The organism is Segetibacter aerophilus, assembly GCF_007991655.1.
Taxonomy (GTDB): Bacteria; Bacteroidota; Bacteroidia; order Chitinophagales; family Chitinophagaceae; genus Segetibacter; species Segetibacter aerophilus.
In genome coordinates, this window is record NZ_BJYT01000001.1 from 1 (window position 1) to 13,818 (window position 13,818).

Here is a 13,818-nt window from a genome sequence, read left to right on the forward strand (position 1 = left end):
AAGGTGCCAGGGTCCTGGTGACGTGACTTATACTGCTACCGCTACCACAACTACCGGAATCACTTATAGCCTAGACCCGACAAGTCTTGCCGCTGGCAATACCATTGACCCCGCAACGGGAACAGTAAGTTATAGTGCTACCTGGAATGGTACGACCAGAATTACCGCAAGTGCAGCCGGTTGTAATGGACCTAAAACTGCCATACATACCGTTACTGTAACGGCAACGGTCGGTACACCAGTCTTCGCGCTTGGTGCAACTTCAATTCGTTGCCAGGGAGCTACAACAGTGCCTTATACGGCAACTGCTACCACAAACACCGGTCTCACTTACACGCTCGATGCCGGCAGCATAACAGGGGGAAATACTATAAATACAGCTACAGGAGCCGTCACTTATGCAGCTACCTGGTCAGGATCATCAATAATTACAGCAACTGCAACAGGTTGTAACGGACCAGTAGCAAATACTCACACAGTTACCACCACCCCAACCGTTGGTACACCGGTATTTGTTTTAGGAAATTCTTCTACCAGGTGCCAGGGAGCAGCAACAGTCAATTATTCAGCATCAGCTACCAATACCACGGGTATTACCTATACATTAGACGCAACCAGCCGAGGCGCAGGTAATACTATTGTCGCAGCCACCGGCGACGTAACATATAGAGCAGGTTGGAGCGGAACTTCAGTTATAACTGCATCCGCTGCAGGATGTAACGGACCAATAACTGCTACGCATACCGTAACCGTAACTGCCACGGTAGGAACTCCTGCCTTTACTTTGGGCGCAAACTCAACAAGATGCCAGGGGGCAGGAAGCGTAACTTACGTTGCAACCGCCACCACAAATACCGGGATTACTTATAGTATTGACGATGCAAGCCTTGCCGCGGGTAATACTATCAATTCCGGAACTGGTGTGGTAACGTATGTTGCTTCTTATACAGGTGTTACTGTTATTACAGCTACAGCCACCGGATGTAATGGCCCAACAACTGCCACTCACTCAGAAAACGTTACCCCTACAGTTGGTTCGCCCGTGTTTGCTTCTGGTCCTACCTCGATACGCTGCCAGGGAGCAGGAACCGTTACTTACAATGCTTCGGCTTCGAATACTACCGGTATTACTTACACTATTGATGCTGCAAGTTCTACTGCGGGCAATACAATAAATGTAAATACTGGTGCCGTTGTTTTTATAGCCAGCTGGAAAGGAACGACTACGGTAACGGCCAGGGCTGCGGGATGTAACGGGCCTATAGCCAGTGTACACACAATTACCATTACTCCCACAGTTGGAACGCCTGTTTTTGCAAAAGGAGCAGCATCAACGATTTGCCAGGCGTCAGGCTCTGTTGCTTTTACAGCCTCGGCAACCAATTCTACTGGTATCACTTATAGCCTCGATGCTGCCAGCATTGGTGCTGGGAACACCATTGATGCTGCAACCGGACTGGTTACCTTTACTGCAAACTTCAACGGCACTTCACAAATTTTTGCTACGGCAACTGGTTGTAACGGCCCTTCTAGCGCAACACATACAGTTACTATTACACCTACGGTAGGTACTCCTGCGTTCGCGCTTGGTGCAACTTCTGCCCGAACAGCTGCAGCCGGAACAGTAACCTATTCGGCGTCGGCCACGACCAGCACGGGGATGTCTTATACTCTTGACGCATCTAGTATTTCGGCAGGAAATTCAATCAATTCGGTTACTGGTGCGGTAACTTTTAATGCTACCTGGAGCGGAAGTACCTATATCACTGCAACCGCAACGGGATGTAACGGTCCTTCTTTGGCAACGCATATTGTTAATATCAACCCCACACAAGTAACTACATCACTTTACTTGTCTGATCCAAACCAGGCTTTAGACAGAGTTGATCCGGTAAATACTAATGACTTAACTACCGTACAGACCACTACCTTGTCAACTGCTAATACTGTAGTTGTCTTAGACAATACGACAACCGCATCGGGACGTGGTGCCTCTGTAACCGTTCCCCATACTATTGGTACAGGTACCGATCGTTTAATGCTTGTTGGTGTTTCATACGCAAACACAAATAACCCCGCCATTCAATCAATTACCTACGGAGGAGTGCCGTTAACACTCGTAGGAACAGTAAAATCAGACGGAACGGAAACAGTTGCTATTTACCGTTTGTTAAGCCCTGCCTCGGGCTCGGCAAACGTAGTGGTTAACATGGCTCCAACGGCAATTAGTGGAGTAGTTGTAGGCGTTACATCTTACACTGGCGTAGATCAAACTACTCCATTTAGTACTTATGCTTCCACCTCCGGCACACAAAGTAATCCTTCACTATCTATACCTTCGGCTGCGAACGAATTAGTATTTGCGATAGCAGGAGCAAACGGTGCTTTAACATCGACCACTGGTACAAACATTTGGACAACAACCCAGACAAATATTAACGGTGCAGGAACCACACAGCCTGGCGCGGCAGGAAGCGCAAATGCAACATTTGGACTCTCTGGTAATTTCTCGACAAAGACATGGGTTGCGGCAGGGATTTCCATTAAACCTTCCAAAACCATTACAACTACAACTTTTACACAGGCGCCTGCTTTATGCGGTCCCTTAACGGTGAAGGCTGGCGTAATAACAGTAACTAACTATGTAGTTATTGCTAATGGAACGATGCCGACGAATCCAACCATTACTGCAAATATTTCTTATAACGGAACGACTCTTATCCAGCTTTCTAATCCTACGTATACCAGCTCGACCGGTATTTTGAGATTTGTTGGTAATCTTCCTGCTGACGTAACAATTGCTGCAGGGGAGGCAATATCACTTACTCTTACTACCACACAAGCAGGTGTAGGCTTTAAGGTAGAGTATGATAGTAAAACTGCTCCATCTAAAATTGATTTTCCTGTTTCAAGCTTTATAGGAACGAGCGGTATGGCAGTATACAAAGTTCCTAATCCCGGTGGTACTCCTATCATCAGCGAGGTAAGCGGAAATACAGTGTATGTAAGAACTACTGTAAGTGATCCTTTCGGTTTGAATGATATTACCAGCTTTACACTTGCCATTACGCCTCCGGGCACCAATATTACCCCTACTGTGGTAGCTAGTTCCGGCTGTTCTCAAACCTATGAGTATGCATGGACTACTCCAATGACTTCTGGAAATATCAACCTCGCCGCTACCGCTAAACAGGGTTTTGAAAACACCGTATCGAGTGTGCAGGCGATGAACTTTTCATTATGTTCTTCTTGTCCTCCTGTGGCAATAAATGACTCTGCAACAGGAGCAGGTGGTGCGCCACTACAAATTGATGTACTTGCAAATGACTACGATCCTAACAATAATATCAATGTCTCATCTCTCAGTGTTATAGGGGAACCTGCCAACGGTACCGTGTTTGTTTCCAAAGGCTTGCTTGTTTATGTGCCTAACGGGTCTTATGCAGGTAACGACACAATCACTTACCAAATTTGCGACAGCACAAAACCAACAGCGCTGTGTGCCACGGCACAAGTTGTTGTTACTATAAATCCCTTGTACATCGATCCTTGCTCGGAAGCAAATCTGAGTCACCTGTATTATATTACTTATCCGGAAGAGGATGTACGTAAAGCTTTGATAGCTTCCAGCGCTGCAGCGTATTTGCCATTGCCAAGTAATGATATCCGTACGATCATTAGTCTTAAAATGCCGTATCCAAGCATGATCGTTACGTGGGATCATTGGGAGGACGGGTATGAACCTGATATCTTGAATCCAATCCAAAATACAACGCAAGTGTGGGGTGACGGAAATCCTTACAATGGTATTGCCCCCGGATATTCTGATGACATCATACCTGCCGGCGGAAGTATTGTTTTCGATAATACAATGCCTGCGTTTCCTCGTAACCCTGCCAATATTTTTTATGATGGAAAAGACAAGATCGAGTCTTCTGGCCAGATTGCAGTAACACAGGTGTGCGGCGAACCTTCAAGGATAGGAGTGCAGGCGATGAAAACAAACGTAACATCCACAACCGATTTCGGCCAGGCTTTCACCATTCCCGCAGGACAGAATTTTCCAAGTAGGGATTTCGCTTATACTGCTATGTTTGTACGGTCTGCTTCTAATAATAATGTTATCAATATCGATAAGGATAACGACGGAACATTTGAAGTTACTGATACATTAAGCGAAGGCCAGTCTCTGCTTGTAAATGGAAATGTATTGTCAGGAGCTACGTTAGTGAGTACAGAGCCTGTAGGGGTAGATCTTCATTTTGGTGGTATCGATAACTTTTCTTCTAGGGAAGTACCGATTTATCCCGCAACCTGGTATTCGAATGTTTACTATACCCCGGTACCAACAACATTATCGCCTGACTCTGCTGTTGTAATGTTATACAATAGCCTTAGCCGTCCAATCAATATAACATGGACGAGGGGAAATAATACAACCGGGGTGATAAATCTACCGGCAAAAACGGTTAAACGATTCCCACTTGGCTTATCTGCAACGGCTGCTTACAAATTTACAAATCCCACTAAGGAAGCGTTCACGGCAATTGAAATCATAGACTCCTATACCCCGGGCTACACTGGTGCTGCAGGCCAAAACGATGGATCTACTTTTGATTGGGCCTTTAACCTGATTGCTGAAGCAAGACTTACCACCTTTGCCACCATTGCCTGGGGACCAGGATCAACTGATGGAACTACAAATGATAACCCGCTTTGGGTAACGCCTGCAAGTAATACCACCGTGTATGTGAGATACAATGGTGATATTCAAAATGGCACGCTTACCAGTCCTTGCGGATTGAAATATGATGTTGCTTATACTTTGAATGCTTTAAACTATAAAAAGCTTTTTGACTCAGATAATGACCAGAGTGGTTTGGCTGTTTATACTTGCGATGGAACAAAAATCGCTGCAGTCTATGGTGAAGATCCGTCTGTCGCCAATACTGCAAATCCAAGCTGGGATGTAGGTACCACCATTCAACCTTTTTGTGCCATTAAACTCATTTTTGCCAATGATGACTATGGCTATACGCTTGTTGATAAGTCAGTAACAATTCCTGTTTTGAAAAATGATGGAGCCTTCCTGGCAGTCATCAATCCTACTACAGTAACTACTACTGGATTGTTGCAACCGAAGCACGGAACAGTGACAGTAAATAGTAACGGTACCTTACTGTATACTCCTGAAGCAGGTTATGTTGGTATGGATACCTTGGAATACAATGTATGCTCAACTCCTTCACCTATAAAATGTGATGTTGCAACTGTCTTTATTAAAGTTGCATTTTGTCCTACACCCGCCAATCAGAATATTATTTCGGGAATGGTATTTCTTGACAGGAGTAAAGATGGGATAAACAATGATGGTAATATCGGTGTGCCCGGCACAAAAGTGTACCTGTACACAGATGCAAACTGTAATGCAACTATAGATGTAAACGAGCTCACGGACTCGGTGGTCGTAGACAACTCGGGTACGTATCAATTTATCACTTATCCCGAAAGAACAATTTCTGATGATTTTGATAATGGCGTTGGTGGAACCTCTTGTGCTACCGGTACTGACGGAAATATGGCGTGGGCAGGGCCGTGGACAGATAAAGGAGATCCATCTATTGGCTTTTGCGTTAGCCCAAGTCAAGGTTACACAAACACGAACGTTGAAATGGTGAAGGATGGAATAACCAATAGTTATGCAATCAGATTAAAAAATCCAAGTGCCTCTGCCACACGGGTAGTTAATCTCAGCGGAGCTTCAGCAGCATTCCTAAGCTTCTCTTATCGAAGAGCTTCTACCACGCTTACAGCAGGGCAAAATATTATTGTGCAGGCTTCTAAAGACGGAAGTGTGTTTGCAACAGTTTATACTATTTTAGGAGATGGAACGCGCGATAGTAAATATGTGAACGTCTTTAACCAGGATATCACCTCTTATGCTACCTCTAATACTTATATCCGGTTTTTAACCAATCCAGGTGTAGGTGATGCTGATACTGTTTATATAGACAACGTTTCAATCACCTATTTGAAATACCCGATCTGCTATATTACTGCAATTTCAGGTGCCTCGGTTTCGCCAAATTATTATACCACCACTATTACAAAACACAATTTTTCGGCAATCACCGGGGGAAGTTGTTTAAATCCATTCGATTTTGGTGTGGCTAAAAAGAGTCTTACTATAAATGGTACTGTGTTTCATGATGTAAATGGTGTAACAGATAATGTGGTTAATGGAACGTCGCTTGGTTCTCCTGCTGGGGCGACTCTATATGCTTACCTCGTTGACACGTTAGGGAAAGTGGCATTCAAAACAACGGTAAACGGTTCTACCGGAGCCTATAATTTTCCACTTGCTGATGTGTTTGAAAAATATAAATTAGTTATTTCTACCAGCAACGTTGCAGTATATGCTACGGCACCAGCTTCTGCTAACTTACCTGCAGGATGGGTTAGCGTAGGTGAAGCTTTTGGAACAAATAATAGTGCAGGTACAGGAAATAAAACAGGTGTTTCAACTTCTTCCATATCAGTAAATACCGGTACCCTCAATATTACGGGTGTCAACTTTGGTATAGAACAAGCGCCGAGTGCAGGTAGTGGAACCTTCACCGCCGTAAACCCAGGTAAGACAGTTAGTTTAACTGTTCCTGCAACTGCTTTTGTCAATACGGGAATTGGTAGTGACCCTACACCCGGAATCATCAAAAACATTCGTTTATCAGCCTTTCCAAATAACACCACTTCAATTACAATCAACAGCGTTACTTATACAGCTGCAACATTTCCTGCCGCGGGAGTGGTGATTACTGCTACGGTAACAGGGCAACCCACTATGCCTGTAGCTATTGACCCCGTTGACGGAACTAAAAGGGTGATTATCCCTTACTATACCGTTGACGATGCTGGTGTGCCCTCGGCAGCTACCGGATCTGTTACAATAAGGGTTTTGGCCGATCTTGATCGTGATGGTCTTGAAGATACCAAGGATATTGATGACGACAACGATGGTATACCTGATGTCGTTGAAATTTGTGGCAACGGCGCCACCTCGTTTGGTTGCCTTGCAGGCGCCACCGACCCTTCAGCCGATAACGATGACGACGGTGTATTGAATTACCAGGATTTTAAATATGGGGTACTTAATTCTAAAGGCGCTGTTGCAATACTGGATGCAGATGGCGATGGAACGCCTGACTACCTCGATAGTGATAGTGACAATGATGGCATACCAGACGTTGTTGAATCAGGTGGCGCAGATGCAGACGGCGACGGTGTTATAGATAGTTACACTGATACCGATGGAGACGGACTTTCGCAAAATGTGGACGCTAGTAGTACAGGAGCAGCCGGCTCCGGAAATGGTTTAGGTAATTGGGATGTTGATGGAGATGGAGTTTCAAATCGATTGGACCTAGATAGTGATAATGATGGTATTCCGGACATTGTAGAAGTGTCTGCCCCCGATGTTAATAATAATGGAAGAGTAGACGGCTTCTTTGATGCCAATGGTAATGGTCTCAGCGACGATTACGAAACAGTAGGTGCGTTATTAAAAACGAGCTTAGATCTGGCGGGTAATGGAAGACCGCAGAACTATCCGAACAAAAATACCGATGGAGTTGGTTTACCTAACCCTTATGACCTGGATTCAGATGGAGATGGGATAACCGATGTGATAGAAGCGGGCATGCCTGTCTCTGTAGGCGTAAGCAACGGCATGGTGTCCGGCGCCAGAACCAATGGCTGGGCAACAAGTGTCAGCTCGCTTGCAGCTTTGAACCTTAATAATACAGATTTGCGCGGACAGCCAAACTTCATGGACATCGATAGTGACGATGATGGTATATCAGATAATATAGAAGGTCAGCCGACGGGAAGTTATGTTCTTCCAACAGATGCGGATACAGATAACGATGGGTTGGCCAATGTCTACGATATCAGCATCAATAGTTATGGTGGAGCCGGTATTTCACCTTACGATCATGACTACGACGGTGACCCGGACTATATCGACTTTGATACTGACAATGATGGTGCCGCTGATATAAATGAAGCATCAAGAATCTTCAATATCGATCAATCCAATATAAATACTTTGGATACTGATGGAGATGGAATGTTGGATCAATTTGATTTTCTAAACAGCAATTCACTTACGGCAACAAATAAGTTTAAAAATGTCACAAATAGCCAGATGGGTGCAAATGGTACCTGGAGCGGACCTACTCCAAGTGGTTCTGCGGTTCAATTAATTCGTTCTTTTCCTTCCGGCGACCGTGATTGGAGAGCAAGCTACATTCTGCCATTACCCATACTTGAATTCTCTGGTATACTTGAAAAGAATGTTTCAAAATTGAAGTGGAAGGTAGAGAATGAAGAAGAGGTGAAAAACTACGTTCTCGAAAGAAGCAGAGACGGAGTTAATTTCAGTCCTATCGACCAATTCTTACCAAAGTATACGCCTTCTTCGACCTACTCTTACGACGATGATATAAGCTCGTATAGCACTGACGTGGTGTATTACCGCGTTCAGGAGATAACGAAGAATGGTCAGAAGAGTTACTCTAAGATCATCTCATTTAAAAAGACTCAGAAGGAGGCAATCACAATTAAGGTTTATCCAAATCCTGTAGTAAGCGGTTTTTCTATTACAATTTCTTCTACAGAAAACCAGCATGCAGACATTTCAATATTGGATGGAGCTGGAAAACTGGTGATGGAGAGAAATGCAGAATTGGTGAAAGGAGATAACACGATAAGAATTTCTGAAACAAGCAAAATGCCTTCAGGTTTATACATGGTAGTGATTGCAATAAAGAAGGCAGTTTACTTCGAAAAATTAATCAAGCAATAAGCCCTTCTTTTAGGAGTAACAAGCCTCGACTTACAGTAAATGTCGTTCCTTAAAAAGCTACCGTCACGGTAGCTTTTTTATTTAGGTCACATTCTAAATCGTGATGATAAACCTTCAAACCTCCGTTGATATTTCATATTTTATGCATATTCTTTCTGTAGATTTGCAACTGTTTTGTTCGACCTATTGACAAATCACCAAATTTTTATCGTCTATGCCTTTTATAGATATTCAGGATTTAAACGAGAAGGAAATCATACCAGGCTATAGAGGTCGGGCTGTTCACACCGGTACGATGACTTATATGTATTGGTCAGTAGATGAGGGGGCAGTCATTCCCTATCATGCCCACATGCATGAACAGGTAGCGAATGTTTTAAAAGGAATTTTTGAATTGACTGTTAATGGTGAAACTCAATTACTGGAACCAGGAAAAGTTGCCGTAATTCCTCCAAACGTTCGGCATGGTGGAAGGGCCATTACACCTTGCGAGTTGCTGGATGTTTTTTTACCTGAAAGAGAAGACTATAAATTTTAGACATGAACCTTAATTTGATGAATAAAACTGCGCTGGTTTGTGGTGCCTCCCAGGGACTCGGACTAGCATGTGCCGTTGAACTGGCTTCTTTGGGGGTTAGTGTCATAGTGGCAAGCCGAAGCGATGATAAGTTAAGAGCCGTAGTTAAACAATTGGACACTTCAAAAGGACAACGGCACCAGTTCCTGATCTTAGATCTTGCCCTGCCTGAGGAAGTGAAGAAGACTGTATCTGCGTTCTTGTCAAAAGGTAACGTAATACATATACTGGTAAATAATGCAGGCGGTCCACCTTCCGCAGCTATGATCGATACGGATCCGCAGGAATTGGAAAAGGCTTTTCGTACACATGTAATTAGCAGTCATGTGCTGGCTCAACTGGTAGTTCCGGGGATGGTAAAAGAAGGTTTTGGTCGAATAGTAAACATCGTATCCACCTCGGTGAAGCAGCCCATAAACGGCTTGGGAATATCGAATCTTGTAAGAGCCGCAGTGGCTAACTGGGCAAAAACGTTAGCAAATGAAATTGCTGGGTTTGGTATTACAGTCAACAATGTTTTGCCAGGTTACACGAATACCGATAGGTTGAATTATTTGTTTTCGAAACAGGCCTCGGATCAGGGGGTAACGAAGAATGATATTCTTGAAAGAACGATCGCATCCATACCAACTAAAAGGGTAGGAGAGCCTGCAGAATTTGGCGCTGCGGTTGCTTTTCTTTGTTCTCCTGCAGCTGCTTATATCAATGGAATAAATCTGCCGGTTGATGGTGGAAGGACGGGATGTCTATAACCCCTTACCACTTCAACTGTTCTGCTTCAACTTCACCCACAACGAACACACTTCCGCATACAAGTATCATGTCATCTTTATGGGCATCATCAATTGCTTGCTGAAGGGCTTTCATCACTGTTGGAAAAGCATGGCCTGACAAACCAAAGCCCGCTGCGTTTTGAGCAAGCTCCTCTTCGGGTAACGCTCTTGGTATTTGTGCCTTGGTAAAATAGTATTGCGCGTACTTAGGTAATAAGGAAAGTACAGTAGTAATTTCTTTGTCCTTCACCATGCCTATTACAATATGCAGTTTTTGAAAATTACAATGCTCCAATTGACCCGTTAACTGTTCAACCCCGTCTTCGTTGTGAGCTACATCCAAAACGGTATAAGGATGTTCGTGTATTACCTCCCATCTTCCATGAAGCCCCGTTAGTTTCCTGACATTTTTTAGTGCATGTTGAAGATGTTTTTCATTTATTTTCCATCCGGTCTTCGCAAGGAGATGAACAACTTCTAAAACAGTAAGTAGATTTTTTACCTGGTATAAGCCTGTCAGCTCGAGCATGTATTGTTTGCGTTCGTCTGTGTGTTTATCTGCAATACTTACTTCTAGCTCATGTCCTTTTTGTTGCCAGTCCGCCACCCACCTTTTTTCCGTTGCAAGGTAAAGAGGTGCATTTTGTTCCATAGCTCTGGACTCAAAAACAGGTTTCGTTTCGGGTAAAGTTTCGCCAATCACTACAGGTATGCCGCGTTTAATGATGCCTGCTTTTTCTCCTGCAATTTTTTGAAGTGTATCTCCCAACAAGTTCATGTGGTCGTACCCAATATTAGTAATAATAGCCAGCTCAGGAGTAATGATGTTCGTGCTATCAAGTCTTCCTCCTAATCCAACTTCTATCACTGCAATGTCAACCTTTTGTAGCGCAAACCAGGCAAAAGCCATAGCTACTGTGATTTCAAAAAAAGAAGGTTCAATTTCTTCAATAACAGGTTTTATCTGCTCTGTAAATTCTATTACAAATGATTCTTCAACCATTTCTCCATTTACCTTAATTCTTTCCCTGAAGTCTTTTAAATGAGGCGAAGTATACAAACCGGTCTTATAACCTGCAGTCTGCATGATAGCAGCAAGCATATGACTAGTAGATCCTTTGCCATTAGTGCCGGCTATATGTATACTCTTAAAGCTTTTTTGCGGGTTTCCTACAGCTTCACAAAGGCGAACTGTATTGGTGAGATCGCCTTTAAAAGCAGCAGCTCCTATACGGCTAAACATAGGCAGGCGATGGAACAGGTAGTCAATGGTTTGTTGATAGTTAAGCATAAAAAAACCGTAGCTGTCAAAGCTACGGGTATGAAAGATTTAATTGCAAGAATAAATAAAAGCGGCTATCCTTTTAATTTAAAATCAAATAAAATAGTACCTGACTGGTCATCTTCATCACCTGCGTTTAACTTTAATTGCAGCGCCTTGCGTGTAGCAATTGACCTGATATTTCCATTGGTCGTGGTGGTACCGCGCGGGTTGACTATTGCTGAAACTACATTTCCACCCTTGTCAACCCGGATGTCAACCGCGACTTTTGCGTTTTCATTAAAATCGTCTTCAAAAGATGGATAGCGTGTAAACCGTCGGCCGCTCAATCCACTACGAATTTGTACGCCACTGTTGCCACTGGCTGCGTTGCCTTTGTAACTATCAGAATTCGGATTGCCATTAGGACTTCCCTGGTCGCCGCGGCCACCGGCAATTCCCTGGTTTCTTACCCCATTATAAGTGTCCGCTCCGTTTCCTCCAGCGCCATTGCTGGTACCGCCTTTATAAATTGCTTTTGGTTGGGGAGGTGCAGGAGTAGGGTTGGTAACAGGTTGTGTATTGAGACGAGGCTTTACAGGAGTTGTATTAGCGACGGGCCTTTCAGTTTCTCTTGGCCTTGCAGGTACCGGTGTCGGAATAGTTTTCCTGATTACCGGTTTCGGATCTTTGTTTACTACCGGTGCTTCATCAGTTTCATTTTCATCACCCTGGATATTTTCTTCTTGTGCAACAGGCGGAGGAGCAGTAGATTTTGCAGGAGGAGAGTAAGCCTCTTCCTTAGCTGCTGCAGGTTCACCAGGTATTTGCGGAGCAACATCACCTAACCCTTCATCGCTGTTTCCCAGGTTTACTTCAATTCCTTCTTCCATTACGGGTGGAGCAATTTGTGGTAAAGTCCACTTCACAAAAAAGAAAATGATAAAGAGCAAAACACAAACAACTGTAGTGTAAGTAGCTGCTTTAATATTTTTTTCCCTGTCAAATGCCGGCGCCATGAAGTTGTAGTTAGACATACAAATATAATTATCGTGCTACCAGGTTTTTTTAATGTTGAAAATTACTCTTATAAGCAGGCCTGAATGCACAACGAGCCGATAAAAAAAGGTTAAGAATAGGGGTTAAAACTTGTTGTCACTTAGCCTTTGCAGCAGTCGATTCAATAGTTTGAAAAAGTTAGTAGTTCTCTTTTGTCATCGTTGCCAGGATAGAAACGCAAAGGCCCATAAAGGCTATTACTGCAAAAGACAAACGTAAGCTTGAAATCCCTGCTAAGACTCCAATTAAAGGTGGCCCGATAAGAAAGCCAAAAAAGCTGATGGTCGAAACGGAGGCCAGGGCTATACCGGGAGAAAGTATTTTAGATTTTCCCGCAGCACTATACACCAACGGAACTATAGAAGATACCCCTACACCAACCAATAAAAATCCAGCTACGGATGGGTAGAAAGTGGGAAAGATAACTGCTATTAGTAATCCCGACATAATGATTAATCCACTTACCTGCACTACACGTTTAAATCCGAAACGCGAGGTGAAATAGTCAGCTACGAAACGACTAATCGCCATTGTACACATGAAAGCCGTGTAGCCCGCGCCGACCAAAGAGGGCTTAGCCATAACAACCTTTTTGAAATAGATTCCGCTCCAGTCAAACATTGCTCCTTCGCAAAGCATAGAGCAAAATGCAATCAGTCCAAGTGTAAGAAACGATTTGTTAGGCATCACAAACAGTGGTGCATTCTCTTTTGCCTTTAAATCATTCGTGACCAGAAATCTGGAGGCGGCAAAAAAAATAGCAATGGCAATAGCGTTTACGACCAGGAAATGATAGGTAGGAACTACACCCAAACCCGTCATAAAAGTTCCAAGGGCAGCGCCTGAAAAACCGGCGAGACTCCATACACCATGAAAAGAGGCCATGATTGTTCTCTTATACAAAGCCTCCACGTTCACTGCCTGTGTATTGAACGAAATGTTTCCCATATTTCCCGCAAGCCCAAAAGCAAACAACGCTGCCATCAACTGAAATTTTGTTGACGCCAGTCCTAACGTGACCAATCCAAGACCGTAAATAACAGCAGCAATACAAGCAACGGTTTTACTTCCCTTTTTTGCAACTAACCACCCCGAAATAGGAAGCGATACCAGTAGCCCGACGGGGAGAGAAAATAGTACAAGGCCCAGCTCTGTTTCTGATAACCCAAGTTTAAATTGAATAGCAGGAATACGCGATGCCCAACTGGCAAACACAAATCCAAATAAAAAAAAGAATGCTGAAACAGCAATCCTGTGTGTTCTGTTAGAAGTTATTGAAGTCATT

General features: G+C 43.7%; 6 protein-coding genes. 3 read left to right on the forward strand and 3 right to left on the reverse strand.

The annotated features are described in order from the left end of the window. Positions 1–22: 22 nt before the first annotated feature. The 3 genes from SAE01_RS00005 (at position 23) to SAE01_RS00015 (ending at position 10,192) form a co-directional block, all read left to right on the forward strand. Entirely contained in the window at positions 23–8,863 is an 8,841-nt protein-coding gene (locus SAE01_RS00005) for an Ig-like domain-containing protein (protein WP_218029039.1), read from the forward strand. Positions 8,864–9,077: 214 nt separating this feature from the next. Continuing rightward, complete coding sequence (locus tag SAE01_RS00010; protein WP_147201481.1) at positions 9,078–9,401, forward strand: cupin domain-containing protein; 324 nt, start codon at positions 9,078–9,080, stop codon at positions 9,399–9,401. 2 nt (positions 9,402–9,403) lie between these two features. Continuing rightward, the gene (locus SAE01_RS00015; protein ID WP_147201482.1) at positions 9,404–10,192 is read left to right on the forward strand and encodes an SDR family oxidoreductase; all 789 of its coding nucleotides are present in this window, start codon (positions 9,404–9,406) and stop codon (positions 10,190–10,192) included. 4 nt (positions 10,193–10,196) lie between these two features. On the opposite strand, the gene SAE01_RS00020 is transcribed toward SAE01_RS00015, so the two are convergent. The 3 genes from SAE01_RS00020 to SAE01_RS00030 all read right to left on the reverse strand — a co-directional run bounded on the left by SAE01_RS00020 (position 10,197) and on the right by SAE01_RS00030 (position 13,817). Beyond that, positions 10,197–11,504 (reverse strand): bifunctional folylpolyglutamate synthase/dihydrofolate synthase, encoded by a 1,308-nt coding sequence (locus SAE01_RS00020; protein WP_246113119.1) that lies wholly within the window; start codon positions 11,502–11,504, stop codon positions 10,197–10,199. Between the two features lie 65 nt (positions 11,505–11,569). Next, positions 11,570–12,511 carry a hypothetical protein gene (locus SAE01_RS00025; RefSeq protein WP_147201483.1) on the reverse strand — a complete coding sequence of 314 codons (942 nt, stop codon included), beginning with the start codon at positions 12,509–12,511 and terminating at the stop codon, positions 11,570–11,572. 160 nt (positions 12,512–12,671) lie between these two features. Next, positions 12,672–13,817 (reverse strand): MFS transporter, encoded by a 1,146-nt coding sequence (locus SAE01_RS00030; protein ID WP_147201484.1) that lies wholly within the window; start codon positions 13,815–13,817, stop codon positions 12,672–12,674. Position 13,818: the final 1 nt, after the last annotated feature.

What these genes read in the sequence shown, in the direction of transcription:
- SAE01_RS00010 (WP_147201481.1), top strand. Translation starts at nt 9,078, where the DNA reads ATGCCTTTTATAGATATTCAGGATTTAAACGAGAAGGAAATCATACCA.
- SAE01_RS00015 (WP_147201482.1), top strand. Translation starts at nt 9,404, where the DNA reads ATGAACCTTAATTTGATGAATAAAACTGCGCTGGTTTGTGGTGCCTCC.
- SAE01_RS00020 (WP_246113119.1), bottom strand. Translation starts at nt 11,504, where the DNA reads ATGCTTAACTATCAACAAACCATTGACTACCTGTTCCATCGCCTGCCT.
- SAE01_RS00025 (WP_147201483.1), bottom strand. Translation starts at nt 12,511, where the DNA reads ATGTCTAACTACAACTTCATGGCGCCGGCATTTGACAGGGAAAAAAAT.
- SAE01_RS00030 (WP_147201484.1), bottom strand. Translation starts at nt 13,817, where the DNA reads ATGACTTCAATAACTTCTAACAGAACACACAGGATTGCTGTTTCAGCA.